Source organism: Micromonospora sp. NPDC093277 (assembly GCF_044765245.1).
Classification (GTDB): Bacteria; Actinomycetota; Actinomycetes; order Mycobacteriales; family Micromonosporaceae; genus Micromonospora.
Genome location: NZ_JBIWJO010000016.1, coordinates 50596 through 67248, shown reverse-complemented (window position 1 = coordinate 67248; position 16653 = coordinate 50596). Strand labels below are relative to the sequence as shown.

Below are 16653 nucleotides of genomic sequence, written 5' to 3'. Positions count from 1 at the left end.
CGGACGCGTTCCGCGCGGGCGGGGTTTCTGAGTCCGAGCTAGGCGAAGACCTGGGTGCCCGCCGGCAGGAAGTCGTCCAGCCGGGTGCCCAGCCCACGGGAGACCGCCTCCCGCCGGACCAGGTCGGCCACGGCCAGGTCCAGGCAGCCCAGGCCGAACGGGGAGAAGACGGTCAGGCGGTGTTCGTCCGCCACGTACGGCGCGCCGGAGACGAGGATCTCGCCCAGCGACGACGCGATGAAGTCCCGGTTGCCGGTCTCCTGCTCCGCCAGGTGCAGCGAGGTCGACGCCCGGCACACGTGATCCGCGTCGTCCACGATGTTCACGGCGGACCGCACCGACGGCACGGTGAGGTCGCGCAGCGACAGGTGCAGCAGCAGCGTTCCCGGGCGGCACGGCGCCGGGTCGAGGTGCGGGACGGCCGCCGTCGTGGCCAGCGAGACGAGTCGCTGCGCGGCCAGGGCGTCCGCCGGCCGCCCCGCCACGTCGACGGTGAGCGTGGGCCAGGCCGAACGCGCCTTCGCCGCGAAGGACTCCGCCCGCGCCCGGTCCAGGTCGTACACCGTCGCGTTCTGCAGCGACGGGAACACCGCCCGCAGGTACCGCAACACCTCGAAGTTGATCAGCCCGCAGCCGAGCAGCGACACCCCGGTCGACGAGTTGACCGACAGCAGTGTCGACGCGGCCAGGGCGGCGCTCGCCGCCGTACGCCGGGCGGAGATCGTCGAGGCCTCGAGGAACGCCTCCGGCACGCCGGTCCGCATCGAGTTCAGGATGATCGCCGCCGACGCCCGGTCCAGGCCCTGGGCCACGTTGCCGGGGAAGGACGACACCCACTTCACGCCGGCCACCGGAGTCTCACCACCCAGGTACGCGGGCAGCGCGATGATCCGGTTCCGGGTGTCGGCCGGGAAGCGCAGGAACACCGAGTGGGGCACCGACGTGCCGCCCAGCGCGTGCCGTTCGTAGGCGTCCCGAACCGCGGCCAGCACACGCCGCTCGGCGCCGTCGAGGACGGAGCGGACGTCGCCGGCTCCCAGGATCAACATGATGCCGCCTCCAACTGGGGTTTCCTCCACAGGTGGGACACGTCGCCGAAGTGCTGCCCGACCCAGTCGTCGTCGTAGATCGTGTCCAGGTAACGGTCGCCCCGGTCGGGGAAGACCAGGACGCAGGTCGAGCCCGGGGGAATGCGGTCGCGCATGCTCTGCATCGCCGACACCACCGCCCCGGAGGATCCGCCGGCGATGATCGCCTCGCGGGCCGCCAGGCGCCGGCAGCCCGCCACCGCCCCGAGATCGTCGATGTGCACCACGATGTCGGCGAGGTCGTCGCCGTAGAGGGCCGGGCGGATCGAGGCGCCGTGGCCGGGGATCAGCCGGCCGCCGACCGGTGGGCTGAAGATCGCGCTGCCCAGCGCGTCGACGGCGACGAGGGTCACCGGAAGCCGGTGCGCCCGGACATACTCGGCGCAGCCGCGCAGGGTGCCGCAGGAGCTCGTGGCGCAGAACAGGAAACTGAGGTCCGGCAACGCGTCGAGGATCTCCCGCATCGTGTTGCGGTGCGCCCGCGGATTCAGCGGGTTCGCGTACTGGTTGGGGCAGTACGCGTGGTCGAGCGTCGCCACCAGCTCCCGGACCCGGCGGATCCGCACCGGCAGGTACTCACCGGTGACCGGATCGGCGTCGGTGACCACCTCGACCTCGGCGCCCAGGGCACGCATGATGGCGATGTTCTGCCGGTTGGTCCTCGGATCGACCACACAGATGAAGCGGATCCCGTGGTAGGCGCACACCTGCGCCAGGCCGATGCCGAGGTTGCCCGAACTGGATTCGACGACCACCGAGCGTCCCGGCACGAGCCGGCCGTCGCGGATCCGGTCGCGCAGCATCTCCAGCGCGGCCCGATCCTTGATGCTGCCGCCAGGATTGTGTGACTCCAGCTTGGCGTAGGTCCGGAAGGTGCTGTTCGGGTCGAGCCTGGTCAGCTCGACGATCGGTGTCGTCCCGATGGTCGCGAGGACGCCGGGAACGGGGAGACCTGCATCGGCCATCGGGCTGCTCCTCGCATCGCGTCGACTCGGCTGCCGTGTGTCCCAGCAGCCTGCCGGGGCGTGGCGGGCCGGACGCAGAGGAGAACATGCAGAACCGCGCGCGCCCGCACGTCTACCGGTTGTTCTCTCGCCGCCGCCCACGCCTCCGGCCACTGTCGATGGATGAGCATTGACACGTCCGTCCAGCCGGCGGCACCGCTGCCGGACACCGAGCCGCCGCTCCCCCACGTCATCTCCGCGGCCGCCCCGGACGCGTCGGCGACCGAGTTTCTCGCCGACGCCCGCGAGACGGTCCGGCGGCGGCTGCACGAGCACGCTGCGGTCCTGCTCCGGGGCTTCCAGGTCGGCGGCGTCGACGGCTTCGACCGCGTGGTACGCGCGGTCTCCGGCGAGCCGCTGACCTACGCCGAGCGGTCATCGCCGCGCAGCACCATCAAGGGTCAGGTCTACACGTCCACGGACTACCCGCCGGCCGAGGAGATCTTCCTGCACAACGAGAACTCCTACCAGGCGACCTGGCCACTGACCCTGTTCTTCTACTGCATCACCCCGCCCGACACGCTGGGCGCCACGCCGCTCGCCGACACCCGACGCGTCCTGAGCCTGATCGACCCGTCGGTACGCGAGGAGTTCGCCCGGCGCGGCTGGACCGTGGTCCGCAACTTCACGCCGGGCTTCGGTGTGCCGTGGCAGCAGGCGTTCAACACCGACGACCGGGCCGCGGTCGAGGCGTACTGCGCCCGCAGCGGGATCGAGGCCGAGTGGGTGGGCCGCGACGGGCTGCGCACCACGGCCCGCCGGCGGGCGGTGCACCAGCACCCGGTGACCGGCGAGCAGGTGTGGTTCAACCACCTCACGTTCTTCCACGTGACCACCCTGGCCGAGGAGGTGTGTGAGGGGCTGCGGGAGATGCTCGACGAGGCGGACCTGCCGACCAACACCTACTACGGCGACGGCGCCCGGATCCCCGACGAGATCGTGGCGCACCTGCGGGACTGCTACCGGAGGGCCCAGCGTCGCTTCGACTGGCAGCGCGACGACGTCCTGATCGTCGACAACATGCTCGCCGTGCACGGCCGGGAGCCGTTCACCGGGCCTCGCAAGATCGCCGTGGCGATGGCCGAGCCGTCGGCATAAATCCACGACTCCTTGCATCTTGGCGTACTGCGCTTGATCTTGTCGTACTGGGTTTGGAGGGAACGGCGACGACCGGCGAGGCCTACTCCGGCTGACGGCCGGGTGGACGGACCCTCCTGGCAGTTCCCCTCGGGTGTCAGGGGTCGTTGGCGCAGTTCCGAACTGGACATCTCGCTGCAAAGCGCGGTGTCGGGTGATCGCGGACCCCGATGATCCACTCCAGGTACCGCGATCGGCGGTCTCCCGGCCAGTTATGACCGCAATGTGCCGCACACAAAGTCAATCATGGACGCGGCGGGCATCCGGCGCTCACCGAGACCACCACCTGCCGCACCCGGAGTCGATCATGGACCGCGGCGGCGACTCGACCGCCTAGAGCACACCCCCTGTGCGTCCTAGGAGGCTGGTATTCCGGGGAGCGCCCTACGGCTCGGCGGCTGCGATCACCGGGCCGCAGGGCGCGAGGCCCGGTGATCGCAGTGCCCTGGAGGTCAGCCGACGGGTGGGGCGGTCCACGAGGAGCGGATCAGCTCCCGCTCGGTGGCGGCGAGGTGGGCGGTCGCGGCCAGCCAGGCCCAGGCGTACCGGTCCGGGTCGGGATCGGCGAGCCGGCCGAACGCATCCCGGCCGCGCCGGTCGGACTCGGCGGCGAGCGCGGCGACCACCACGGCGGCCGTGGTGAAGCCGGCGCGGCGCAGCGGACCGGCCAGCCCGGCGCCCTCGCCACGAGCCGACTCCGCGACGGCGCGACGACCGCCGGAGACGGCCAGCTCCACCAGCCGGCGGACCCGCCACAGTGGGGACTCGGCGACCGCGTCGGCACCGACGGCGAGAACCGGCTCGGTCATCGCTGCCGGGTCGCGCGGCGGCAGGTGGCCGCCCTGGATCTCGTCGTAGCCGAGGTCCGCCCGGCCGTGCCAGTCCGACGGCAGCCGCAACGTCGCGGCGGCGCCGGGCACCGGACCGACCGCCAGCGGGCGGAGTGTGCTGGCCCGGTCCGGGTCCAGCCGGCCGACCACCCGGATCCGCAGACCCGGCCAGGAGGCGAGCCGTCGCAGGTTGGCCACGTGGGCCAGCACCGGGTGGGCGTTGACCGGCACCAGCCGGATCACCGGCCCGTCCGGCACCGGCGCACGGTCCCCTCCGGAGTCGGCGGCGTGGGCCAGCTCGCGAGCCAGCACCTGGTCACCGACGGCGCCCACGACCACCAGGTCACCGCCGACCAGCGCGGTCCCGGCACGGGCCGGGTCCTCCGGGTCGTCGGCGGCGAGCTGGGCGGTCACCACCTCGGCGAGCGGGTGGGCGAACAGTTCCGCCAGCGGCCCGGTGGACCAGTCGGTCCCGCCGAGCGGGGTGGCCCGGACCCCCGCGCCGGCACCGAGCCGGCCGTCCGGGGAGACGGTGGTGCCGCTGATCCGCAGGCCGCCGCGAGCCAGCACCGCGTGGTTGACCGCGACCGCGCCCATCCCGGTGACCGCCCGGGCGCAGTCCCGCGCCCGGTCCGGGCCGCCCGGCTTCACATCGCCGAAGGAGAGCCGCCGCCCGTCGGCGGCGACCAGGTGGGTGACCACCCCGGCGTACCCGGTCGCGCTGATCACCGGTTCCCGGCAGACGCCGTACACCTCCAGCGTGCCGTCCGGCTGGTAGGCCCGCCGGAGGACGCCGACCAGCGCCGGGTCGGGATCGCCGGCGGCCAACCGGCCGGCCACGTACAGCAGGTCGTGCAGCACCTCGACCAGCTCGGCCAGCCGGTGGCCGGTCTGCCGGTCCCGGTGCGCGCGCAGGCCGCGTACCGTGCGCAGCGCGGCGCTCTCGGCCCGGGGCAGGCCAGCCAGCCGGGCGCTGTGCGCGGCCCGCAGCAGTTCGGCCTGGAGGACCGCGCCGGCGGCCGGCACGCCGGCCGCGAGCACCGCGGCTGCGGCCCGCCACAGCGCGGCGGCGGCGGCCCGTTGCGCCTTCGTCGGTGTCGCGCTCCGGCCGGTACGACCGGCGGCCGCCTTACCGGTACGCCCGGTCCGGCCGCCGGCCGCGCCGCTGCCGTCCGGAGTGGACGACACGGCGGTGGTGGACGCCGGATCGGGGTGGCTGGCCGGGTCGGCGACCGGGCAGGCGACCAGCACCGCGGTCCGGTGCAGGCAGCGGGGCGCCAGCAGACAGCTGCACCGGGCCTGGTGCGGTTCGGCGACCACGCCGGTCGGCCCGGGTGTCAGGGTGACCACAGCCTCGGGGCCGCAGTCGACCGACACACCGCCGTCGGCCCGGCCGACCGGTACGGCGGCCAGCCGCTCGACGGTGGCGTCCAGCCGCTTGTGCAGCCGGGACGGCAGGGCCGCCACCGCCGCGGCGGCGACCCCCGGCAGCACCGGCGGCAACCGGTCGGTGTCCACGGCGGTGGGTGTGCGGTTCGTCAACGTGATCCTCCGCGTACACGTTCGCCCACCCAGCGGGCGAGTTCGAGCGGGCTGAGAGCGGCGACCGGCATCCCGGCCGCGACGAGCTGCTCGGCGACCGGCACCGAATAGCAGGGCACTCCCTGGTCGTTCAGCGCGGCGCAGCCGAGCAGGTGCACGCCGGAACCGGCCAGCGTGCGGACCTCGCCGAGCAGACCGGCCAGCGGGTAGCCCTCCTCGAAGTCGCTGACCACCGCGACGATGGTGCGGCTCGGCACGGTCACCAGCGAGCGGGCGTGGGCCAGCCCGGCGGCGATGTGCGTACCGCCGCCGACGCGCACCTCCAGCAGCAGTGACAGCGGGTCGTCGACCCGGTCGGTCAGGTCCACGACCTCGGTGGAGAAGGCGAGGAAGTGGGTGGACAGGGTGGGCACCCCGGCCAGCACGGCGGCGGTCAGCGCCGACCACACCACCGACGCCTCCATCGAGCCGGACACGTCAACCACCAGCACCAGCCGCCAGTCGGCCTCCCGGCGGGTCCGGGTGTTGAAGACCGGGCGTTCCGGCACCACCACCGTCCGGCCGTCGCCGAGCCGCTGGGTGTGCGCCAGGTTCGCCCGCAGCGTACGGGCGAGGTTGATCCGGCCGCCGGGACGGCGGGACGGACGCGGGTTGGTCAGCCCGGTCAGCGCCGGACGCAGTTGGGTGGACAACTGCCTGGTCAGCTCCTCGACCAGCCGCCGGACCAGCGGCCGCAGCTTGGCCAGGTGCCCCTCGGGCAGGCCACCAGCCAGCGAGAGCACCGAGGTCAGCAGCTCCATCGAGGGACGCACCTTGGTCGGGTCCAGCTCGGTGAGCACGTCGGTACGGCCGTTCTCGGCCGCCCGGGCGATGACCTCCTCGCGTACCGCGGCGCCGAAGAGCGCATCGAGTTCGTCGGCCCACTCACGCGCGGTCGGGAAGGAGGCTTCCTGGCCGCCGCCGACCGCCTGGCCGAGGTCGGTGGCGCCTTCGCCCTGACCCGCCCCGTACAGCTCGTCCAGGGCGCGGGCGTAGCGGCGGGCACCGGCCGGCAACCGGTCGGGTTGGCGGCCGAGCAGCAGCCGCCACCGGTCGGTGGGAGTGAGCCGGTCGGTGTCCGGTACGGCGTCGGCGTCGGCGTCGGTCGGCGCGTCCGGCCCAGGTTGGGCGTCCGCGTCGGTCGGCGGGCCCGGGATCGGGATGTGGCGGGCGTCCAGGGCGGCCCGACCGGCCGCGTCGGCGGCGGCCCACCGGGCCAGCAGCTCCGGCGGGGCGGACAGGGTCACGTCGAGCCGGTCGCCGAGCCGGTCGGCGACGGTGTCCAGCAGCCGGTCCCGGGCCGCCGGGGTGAGCACGTCGAACCCGCCCCGCAGCGCCGGCAGCCGGTCCAGGAACCCGGTGTCGGTGAGCCGCTCGATCCGCTCCAGCAGCGGATCCAGCGCGGCCGGGGCAGACTGCAGCAGCGGATGCGCCGCGGTGAGCAGACCACCGAGCCGCCGGTGCAGGTGCCGGCGGGTATCCGGTCCGGTCGCCGCGTCGACCCAGCCGGCCACCCGGGTGCCCAGGGTCTCCAGATCGGTCAGGTCGAGCAGCACCCGGGCGGCCAGGGCGGCGCCCTGGATCAGCGACGAACCGGCCCGGGCCAGGTGGCCGAGGGCCTCGTCCAGGCGCAGCCCGATCCGCTCCTCGCCGGCCCGGACCGCGAGGTCGACCAGCGCGGCGGCGTCGGCGACGGAGTCGCTTCCGGCCAGGCCGGGCAGCCCGCGTACCGCCGCGTCGAGCAGCACGACGGCGAGCTCGGCCGCCCGGGCCCGGCCGTCGGCGGTGGTGCCGGGCAGGTGTTCCCGGCGCAGCGCCTCCAGCAGGTCCAGCGCGGCCAGCAGCTCGGGCAGCGTACCGGTGCCGGGCAGCACCGCGGCGGCCAACTCGAGCCGGTCGGTGACCAGCCCCGGCAGGTCACACCGGGCGGCGTCGCGCAGCCCGGTGAGCAGTTGCCCGGCGGTGGGGCCACCGTCGGCGGCCTCCCGCCGGAACCGCTCCCGGAGGGTGCCGGCCGCGGCCAGCGCCGCAGTCACCCCGCGTACGCCGACCAGGTCCAGCCGGGCCGCCACGGACGGCGTCCAGGCCAGTTGCCAGCGGGTGGTCAGGGCGGCGCCGTCGCCGGTACCGGTGACCGCGATCGGCTCGCCGTAGCCGACGCCGCAGACCTGGAGGCGTTGCAGCAGGATCTCCCGCCGCCCGTCCAGTTCGGTGCGCAGCGGGTCCAGCCGGACCTCGCGGGACTTCGGGCTGTCCGGGCCGGGCAGCCGCAGCGCGGTGAGTTCCGCCTCCACCGCGGGGCCGAGACCGGAACGGGGCGTACCGGGTGCGACCCGGCCCCGCTCGGCGCCGACCAGCACGGTCTCCAGCGCCTTGGCCAGCGCTCGGCCGCGGCCGAGCAGCTCACCCTGGCCGAGCACGCTGGTCACCGCCTCCAGCACCTCGCCCCGGCCGGGGGCGGGCAGGTCCCGCAGCCGGGCCAGGTCGCCGGCCAGCCGTACCGTCTCGGCGGCCTCGCCGGTGCCGGCGGTGTGCCCGGCCGAGCGGAGTTCCCGGCACAGGTCGGTGACCGCCCGTGCGGCGGCGGCCCGGATCCGTTCCGGGTCGCCGGCGGCGGTGAAGACGGACTGCTGCCAGCGCGGGTCGCGGATGCCTGCCGGGTAGCCGGACCGGGAGTCGAGCAGGTCGAACGCGTACGGCACCAGCGAGGTGACCGCCGCGCCGCCGCCGGTGGTGGCCGGCCGGGTCGTGACGGACCGGACCGGGCCGGTCGGGGCGGCGACGGGCCGGGACGGCACCGCGGAGTCGGCGGCGGTGCCGGGCGGGGCGTCGCTGTCGTCGGCGTTCGCGTCGGCCTCGGTGAGCAGGCCCGGGGCGTGGAAGGCGCCGATCACGGCGGCGACCCGCCGGCCGTCCGCGCCCGCCTCGGCCAGCACCCGGCGCATGTGCCGCTCGCGGGCCAGGTCCCGGGCCGGCACCCCGTCGCCGCCGGCACTGTCGGTACGCATCGCCCAGCCGACGCCGAGGGCGGCCCGGCGGACCGCCTCCGGCGGGCAGCCCGGGGCACGCACCTCGACCACCCGGTCCCAGAGGTCGTCGCCGTCCCGGCCGGTGCCGCTGGCGCTGAGCGCGGCGGCGTAACCCGACCGGGGCGGGCCGGGCACGGGCTCGCCGGCGTCCGGGCCGGGATCGCCACCCGCGGTCGGCTCGGCACCGGCGGTCGGATCGGAGCCGGTGGTCGGGCCGGTCGCGTCGGTGGTCCAGCCGGGATCGGCCAGCGGCAGGTCGCAGCAGACCACCTCGACGCCGTGCTGCCGGGCCCAGCGGATCGCGGCCAATTCCGGGGAGAAGTCGGCGAACGGGTAGAAGCCCATCGCCCCGTCCGCGCCGTGGCTGCCCACCAGGGCCAGCGGGGCCCGGGCGGCCGGGTCGGACAGGTACGGCAGCCACTGCTGGAAGTCAGCCGGCAGCTCGATGCAGACCACCTCGGCCCCGGCGGCGTCCAGCAGTGCCGGGACCACCGCCGCCAGGGCCGGGCTGTGGTGCCGCACGCCGATCAGGTACGGCCGGACCGAACCGGCGAGCGCGTCGACCACGGCCCGCGGGTCGGCCGTCGTCGGATCGACCGTCGACGGGTCGACGGCCGGCGGGGCCGCACCGTTCGGCGGGCTGGCGAGAGTCGTCACCGGAGCGTCTCCCGCAGGTCCCAGAGCCGGCGCCACATCGCCGAGCCGTCCTCGGCGCGGCGGCGGACCGGGCCGTCCCAGTAGCCGAGCAGCCGCGCGTGGTCGTTCTCGTCGTCCTTGCGGACCACGCCGAGCAGGTGCCCGGGCACCAGGTCCAGCGCGTCCCCGGCGGGCAGGTACGCGGCGGCCAGGCCGAGCGAGGCCGCCACCTGCACCGCCTCGGCGGTGGACATCACCGTGCCGGGCCGTTCCACGTCCCAGCCCTCCCCCGACCGGCCGGAACGCAGGTCGCGGAAGACGGTGACCAGGGCGTCCAGCACCGCGTCGTCCACCGTGTACGCCGCGCCGGCGCGCTGCACGGCGGCGGTGGCCTGCCGGCGGACCAGGTCGGTCTCGGTGTCCGCGTCCGAGATCGGGTGGACGGTCTCGAAGTTGAACCGGCGCTTGAGCGCGGAGGACATCTCCGACACGCCCCGGTCCCGCAGGTTGGCGGTGGCGATCACGGTGAACCCGGGCACCGCGCGGATCAGGCCGTCCTCGGTGCCGGCCAGCTCCGGCACGTTCATCCGCCGGTCGGACAGGATGGACACCAGCGCGTCCTGCACCTCGGGCAGGCAGCGGGTGACCTCCTCGATCCGGACCACCCGGCCGGTGCGCATCGCGGTCAGCACCGGCGAGTCGACCAGCGCCTGCGGGGTCGGGCCCTGGGCGAGCAGCAGCGCGTAGTTCCAGCCGTACCGGAAGGCGTCCTCGGTGGTGCCGGCGGTGCCCTGCACGGTCAATGCGCTGGTGCCGCAGACGGCGGCGGCCAGCAGCTCGGAGAGCATCGACTTGGCGGTGCCCGGCTCGCCGACCAGCAGCAGGCCCCGCTCGCCGGCCAGGGTGACCACGCACCGCTCGACCAGGCTCCGCTCACCGACGAACTTCGCCGGGATGGTCATGCTGGCCGGTAGCTCGGCGCCGTCCGGGCCGGTACGCCGGTCGGCGGGCAGCTTCAATGCCTCGCCGTCGCTGCCCTGGATGAAGGTGACCACGGCGCGCGGGGTCAGCGCCCAGCCCGGCGGCCGGGCCCCGGCGTCGTACGCGGCCAGGAAGGCCAGCTCGTCGGCGTACCGCTGTTCGGCGGAGAGAACCTGGGCGGCGCTCTCGGGTGCCGCGGTGGGGCGGACGTGTTCCGTCACGGTCACGAATGTTCCTCGATCTCTCTGGGTTCGGATGGGGTGTTCGGGACAGGGTCAGCGGCGGGTGGACGGGGTGCCGAAGCCCGGCCGGTCGCCGTCGCGGAGGCGTTGCCAGGCCCGCCGGTAGAGGTCGGCGGACGGTTCGAACGGCACGGTCACACCGAGCCCGGCGGTGCCGTCGGGGGCCAGGTCGAACAGGGCCACCTTCCAGCCCTCGATCGGCGCCTGTCCGCTGCCGCGCTCCAGCCAGCGGCCGGGCAGGAACAGCGATCGGCCGGCCCGGGACCGGCTGGCCTCGACGACCAGCTCGGTGCCGGCGAGTTGGGCGCGGGCCGCCTTCAGCCGGGCCGGCCGCCAGCAGGTCCACTTCGCCGTGTTGCGGTCGGTCGGGTCCGGCATGGCCAGCAGCATCAGGTACACCGCCGCCGCGTCGGCGCCCAGGCCGTGCTCGCCGGCCACCTCGGCGACCAGGTCGGGCACCGACCGGGTCGGGTCCTGCGGCCACCAGGCCCCGTCCGCCGCCGGCGCGCCGTCGGCCGGCTCCCCCGGATCGCCCAGCAGCGCCGCGAACCGCGGGTCGCGGACCAGGCGCAGCGCCACCTCCATCGAGTACGGCTTGGCCGCGTCCTCTCGCAGCGCCGGCAGGTACGGGTCGCTCCCGTCGGCGTCGAGCAGGTCCGGCCGCAGCGCGGGCGACGGTTGACTGTCGTGGGTGGACAGGACGATGGCGCCGTACCGTTCCCAGCCCGGGCCGGTCTCCGACGGGGTGCCCGCCACCTGCCGGAAGTCGGGCAGGGAGACGTACTGGTGGAGGTCGAGCAGCAGGTCGGGGTTGGTCAGCCGGTCTCGGATCGCGGCCAGCGCGGCCGGCAGCGCGGCCCGCGACGGGTCGCCGGCCGGCGTGTGGTGGGCGACCCAGGCCGCCACGGCGACCGTCGAGCGCAGCACCTCGCCGGTGAAGCCCACGGCCCGGCCGTCGACCTGCCGGGCCCGGTCGCCCTTGATCTCGAAGGCCAGGTCGGTGCCCAGCTCGGCCGAACGGGCCGGGTCGAACATCGCCGGCAACGCCTTCGCGGGTCCCCAGCCGGTGCGGACCGTGCGCACCGCCTCGGCGAGCAGCTGTTCGGGCACCGCCACCCGGCGGCCCACGGCGGCGTTCCAGGCCGCCGCGGCGGCGGCCACGTCCGGACCGTCGGTCCACAGCCGGGCCGGGTCGTCCGGCAGCAGCGCCGAGACGACGGCCCGCCGGACGTCCGGCCTGGCCTCGTTCAGCATTCCGAAGGCCAGCTTGACCTCACCGGCCTGCTTGACCCCGAGCGCCTTGCGCAGCTCGGCCGGCACGGTGTTCGCCGAGTCCGCGTACGGCAGGCCGGCCAGCACCAGCTTCGCGGCGGTGGGGGTGACGCCGGTCAGCTCGGCGAACCGCTCGGCCGCCTCCGGCCGCCAGGACAGCGGGCCGCGCGCGGCCCATTCGGTGAGGAAGGCGGCCAACCAGCCGGCCGGCCGTTCGTCACCGACCGGTGCCGAGGACTCCACCGTGTACGGCTCGGGCACGTCGAACAGGCCGGCCGGGTCGTGGTGCAGCGCGTCAAGGAAGTAGCCGGTGGCCGTGCCGCTGGAGGGGAGGACGGCGATGAACGCCCCGTCGGGCAGCGGCAGGATGCCCGGCCTGGGGTAGCGGCGCGTGCCGTCGGGGTTGTTGAGGTCGCCGTCCAGCAGGTGCAGCCTGAACCGACGCCACCGGGCCGGTTCGGCAGCCACGCCCAGGTCGAGCCGGTCCAGCTCGGTGAGCAGGGCGCGCAGCGTGTCCCGGTGTTCGTCCGGGGTGACCGCCGCGACGGCCCGGTAGGCGACGGCCGCGACACCGCCGAGCAGGCGCCACCAGTCCATGGCGTTCGGCAGCGACGGTCCGTCGAGGTGCAGCCGCACGGCGGGCTCGCTCCCGGCGACGGCGGACCGCTGGGTGGCGAACGCCTGGAACTGGGTGAAGGCGTGGGCCGAGGTGGCGGTGCCGTAGGCCGAGCCACGCAGACCGTCCAGCGCCATGCTGAGCTGCTCGTCGGTGGGTCCGCTCGCGGTGGCCGCCGGCGTCACCACCTTCGGGGCCGACAACGACTTCGTGAGCCGCTCGGTCAACGCGTCCAGGTCGGTACGCACCCGCGCGGCCAGCCGCAGCACCCCGGCCACCCCGGCCACCACCGCGTCGTGGCTGATCTCCGGCAGCGTCGAGCGGACCAGCTCGACCAGCGCGTCCTGGTCGGCGTCGCCTGTGGTCGACGGGCCGGGGGCGGAGGTGCCGGCCGGTGCGCCGGCCGTCGACGCCGGCACGGCGACGGGCAGGCCGGTGACGGCCTGCGTGGCCACGGTCAGCCCGGATCGGGTCGCCGCACGGGCAGCGGCCCGCGCGGCCTGTTCGGCCAGGGCGGCGCGGCGCTCGTCGAGGGCGACCTTGAACAACCCGGCCGCGGTGTCCCGGTCCATCCGGCGCAGGGCGGTGGAGCCGGCCGGGTCCCGGGGCAGCATGTTGCCGAGGAACTCCGTTGCCGGCAGCGGGACCGCAGCAGGGGTGTGTTCCCGGCTGGACGGTGGTCCGGCGGCGGCCGTCACCACCCCGTCCGGGTCGACCATGACGAAGCCCCTGAGCACGGCCCGTGGCCGGTCGTCGCCGGGCAGCACCAGCGCCGCGACCGGCTCCTGTCCGGGTGCCACCGTGACGGTGCGGCCGGCCAGGTCCTCGCCACGTACCGAGCCGTCGGGCAGGGTGACCACCCGCCAGCCGAGCAGACCGTCCACCGGGGCGGCGGCCGGCGTGGCCCGGTCGGACAGCGCCGGCCGCAGCCAGCTGACCGACTCCCGGAGCCGGCTTCCGGCGACCGGGAGGTCGGCCAGGAACCGGGGCAGGCTGCGCCGGCCGTGCGTGTTGCCGGCCGGGTCGTACTCGTGCCAGCCGTGGTTGCCATGGTCCTCGCTGTAGCGGTGGACCCAGTGGGAGGTGCCGTCGGTGATGACCGGCAAGGCCGGCGGGACAGCGGTGTCACCGGCGTGCAGCACGCCGCCGCCGGTGGTCCGCCCGCCGCCGGCCAGCGGCAGGGTGATCTCGTTCCCGCGCGGCTGGCTGCCCTGGCGATGGCCGTGGATGGGCTGCGGCTCGCCGGGCGACGAGTGCCAGTAGCCGCGCAGGTCGTAGCCGAGCGCCTTGGAACGCCAGTAGACCAGCAGCTGGCCGTCGACGTAGTGGTAGCCGGGCTGGCCCCACATGTCGCTGGCCGGGATACGCAGGTCGTGGCGGAGCACGATGCCCTCGGCGCCGAGCACGCGCACGGCGGTCGGCCCGCCGAGGATCAGGTACGGCCAGGCTTCCTGCCGGATCAGCTCGACCCGGTGGTCGCCGCCCGTCACCTCCTGCCAGGCCAGCTCCCAGTCCGGCCAGCCCAGCTCGTCGATGAGCCCGCCGCGCAGGCTCCGGGTGACGCGCTCGGCGAGGTCGACGCCGAGGATCTGCCCGAGGTCGACGCCCTGACCGGGGTCACCGGGCCGGCCGAGGTCGTCGAAGACCAGGCGCAGCGCCTCGACCGGAATCCTGCCCAGCCAGTCCACCGACTCCGCCAGGTACGGCAGTCCGGCGGCGAACCGGTCGCGGATGCGCGCCTCCAGCCACTCGGTCAGCATCGGCCGGACGCCCGGCGTCTCGGCCATCCGGCGCAGGGCCTGCGGCTGGTCGTCGAGCCGGTCGAGGCCCCGGCGCAGGGCCCTGGTGAACCGGTCGTCGCCGGCCACGGCGCGCAGCTCCCGCTCCCCCTCTGCCTTGACCCAGAACGCCAGGTCCAGGGTGTCGCGCTCCTTCGGCACGGCCACCGGCAGGTCGAGGGTGAGCAGCAGGTCGAGCAGGTCCAGGTCGCCGTCGGCGTCCAGGGTCTCGCCGCCGCCGGTCAGTTCAACGCGCAGCCGGTCGGCCATCCGCTCGACGATCGGGTACAGCTCCGGCAGGCGGCGGCGGTGGTGGCCGGAGTTGGCCCGGCTCAGGAAGCGACGCAGCCAGCCGACGGAGCCGTCCTGCGGGCGGGCCGGGTCCGGCACGCCCGGGTCGGACAGTCCGGCGAGCGCACCGGTGTCGGCCAACAGGGACAGCCACTGGACCAGATTGTCCCGGTCGGTGGGCATCAGGTCGAGGAGGCTGCCGCGGATCGCCGGGTCGCGGCCGGCCAGCGCCGCCACGGCCGGCAGGTGCGCCTTCCACCAGCCGGCCGGCGCCTCGGCGGCCACCGGCAGCCGGAGCAGCTCGGTCAGGTAGGCCGCCGCGCGGTCGGCGACGGCGGCCGCCCCTGCCTCGCCGGCGGCCTTGGTGGCGGCCCGGACCAGCCGGTTCACCGCGTTGGCCGACTGGGTGGACGGCACCACCCCGGCGGCCGCGGCCCGCAGCGCCAGCCGGCAGAACCGGTCCAGCGCCTCGCCGGCCGGCAACTGGGCGGACAGCTCCTTCGCGTAGCCGGCCAAGGCGGTCGCCGAGACCACCTTGGCCGCCGCGAACTCGACGTAGACCTCGTCCAGCCGGGTCAGATCGACCGGCAGGCCGTGCTGCGCCTCCGCCTTGCGCGCCTTGTTGAACAGCTGCGTCGCGTAGGTGTCCTGCCCGGCGGCCAGGAACACCCGCGCCGCCTGCTCGAAGAACGTCGGCAGGAAGTGCGGCAGGGTACGGGCGAACCGGTCGGCGACGCTCAGGTGCCCGTCCAGGGCGGCCTTCGGCCGCGATCGCACCTGCTTGGCCAGCTTCTGCAGCTCCGGCACCACCGCCAAGGCGTGCCGGCCGTCCGCCGGGTGGTGTACCAACACCCACTCGGGGAAGGCCAACGGGCGGCGCGGGCCCAGCCCGACGACGGCCGGCTCGGCAGCCGGCGCCAGACCGAGGAACCCGACGGCGATGTCCTCGCCCTCGCCCAGGGCAGCGTCGACGAGACGGACCACCGGCCGGTCGTCGAGGACCGGGTGCCGGTAGGTGCGGGCGGTGAGCGGCACCGCCCGCTCACCGGCCCCGGCGGTGTCGGTCGGCAGCACGGCACCGGCGGCCAACAGGCTCTCGGCCGAATCGTCGCCCGACCTGGTCGTCATCGCGGTCACGCCTTCTTCCCCGTTCCCGTCACGGCGCCGGAGAGGGCCGTCGCCATCCGCATTCCTTCCGACCAGGCCGCCGGCCCGACCTCGGTCAACCGCAGCGTCGGTCCATCCACGACCGACCAGGAGAGGGTGCCCAGGGTCGCCTCCGAGTCCCAGTAGTCCTCGTCGAACCACATGGCGGCCTCGACCGTCCGGCCGGCCTCCCAGATCCGGCACTTGACCTGCGAGCCGGAGACCCGGAAGCCGAGCGTGGCGGCCCGGGCGGCGAGCCGGTTGGGCACGGTTGCGCCGCGGAAGTCGGTGATCGTGGTGTCCCGGTCCTTCAGGGCGGCGGGCCGGCCCCAGGTGCCCCGGTGCAGTTGCTCGACCCGCTGGGTGACGTCCAGTTCGTCGGCGAACTGGCGCAGCTCGGCCAGGTCGGGCAGGCGCACCGGGTGGGGCAGCGTGGCGTTGGCCGGCGTGAGCCGGACGGTCTCCCCGTCGAGGTTCACCACGCGCAGGTCACCGGTGTCGGTGACGTCCCGCAGGAAACCCGGCTCGGCCGGGTCGTCTCCGAGCACCACGAGGTCGCGCAGCGCGTCCCGCCACGTCGGGTCCGGCCAGACCCGGGCCAGCAGCCCGGTCGGCACGGGCAGCGACGACACCACCCACGTCTCGACCCGGGACAGGCATTCGGCGGTGTGCCGGTCCAGCCACTGGGCGAGCTGGCGCAACCGGTCCACCTCGGGGTCGTCCCGCAACACCTTCGGCAGCGTCTTCAGTGGACGGCCGGTGGCCCGCGGGCCGGTGGATCGGGCCGCCACCTTTCCGTCCACGAGGGAGACCTCGTACGAGTCTCCCGCCGGTAGCCAGCCCATCAGGAACACCCTCCGCAATGGCGAATCAGCCAGATTTCGTGAGGAATCGGCCACGATCATCAACGCAGGGCACGCTAACAGCCGCGACCGACACGAGCGGAACCCATCGGTCGCGGCACCGGGGTCAGGGGCGTCTGAGGAAAGCGGCCGGACCTGCGGTTCCCGCAGGTCCGGCCG

The 16653-nt window shown here is 75.1% G+C and carries 8 protein-coding genes; 1 reads left to right on the top strand and 7 read right to left on the bottom strand.

Features of this window, described 5'->3' with window-relative positions:
• Nucleotides 1-38: 38 nt before the first annotated feature.
• Entirely contained in the window at nt 39-1049 is a 1011-nt protein-coding gene (sbnB, locus tag ACIRG9_RS28000) for a 2,3-diaminopropionate biosynthesis protein SbnB (RefSeq protein ID WP_402862199.1), read from the bottom strand.
• A complete protein-coding gene (sbnA, locus tag ACIRG9_RS27995; RefSeq protein WP_402862196.1) occupies nt 1043-2053 on the bottom strand; it encodes a 2,3-diaminopropionate biosynthesis protein SbnA in 1011 nt (336 codons plus the stop codon). The genes sbnB and sbnA overlap by 7 nt, the downstream gene beginning before the upstream one ends.
• A 162-nt stretch (nt 2054-2215) precedes the next feature.
• On the opposite strand from sbnA, the gene ACIRG9_RS27990 reads away from it, so the two are divergent.
• Nucleotides 2216-3190, top strand: a complete 975-nt coding sequence (locus tag ACIRG9_RS27990; protein ID WP_402862193.1) for a TauD/TfdA family dioxygenase — start codon at nt 2216-2218, stop codon at nt 3188-3190.
• Between the two features lie 491 nt (nt 3191-3681).
• Here ACIRG9_RS27990 and ACIRG9_RS27985 read toward each other — a convergent pair whose 3' ends face one another.
• The 5 genes from ACIRG9_RS27985 to ACIRG9_RS27965 are packed head-to-tail and all read right to left on the bottom strand — an operon-like array spanning nt 3682 to nt 16476.
• Nucleotides 3682-5601, bottom strand: coding sequence for a hypothetical protein (locus tag ACIRG9_RS27985; protein ID WP_402862190.1), 1920 nt, complete (start codon nt 5599-5601; stop codon nt 3682-3684).
• The gene (locus ACIRG9_RS27980; protein ID WP_402862187.1) at nt 5598-9326 is read right to left on the bottom strand and encodes a DUF5682 family protein; all 3729 of its coding nucleotides are present in this window, start codon (nt 9324-9326) and stop codon (nt 5598-5600) included. Before ACIRG9_RS27980 ends, ACIRG9_RS27985 begins: the two co-directional genes overlap by 4 nt.
• Entirely contained in the window at nt 9323-10513 is a 1191-nt protein-coding gene (locus ACIRG9_RS27975; protein ID WP_402862184.1) for an AAA family ATPase, read from the bottom strand. The genes ACIRG9_RS27980 and ACIRG9_RS27975 overlap by 4 nt, the downstream gene beginning before the upstream one ends.
• A gap of 48 nt (nt 10514-10561) precedes the next feature.
• Complete coding sequence (locus ACIRG9_RS27970) at nt 10562-15613, bottom strand: hypothetical protein (RefSeq protein WP_402862181.1); 5052 nt, start codon at nt 15611-15613, stop codon at nt 10562-10564.
• Nucleotides 15614-15618: 5 nt separating this feature from the next.
• Nucleotides 15619-16476, bottom strand: a complete 858-nt coding sequence (locus ACIRG9_RS27965; RefSeq protein ID WP_402862178.1) for a DUF4132 domain-containing protein — start codon at nt 16474-16476, stop codon at nt 15619-15621.
• Nucleotides 16477-16653 lie beyond the last annotated feature (177 nt).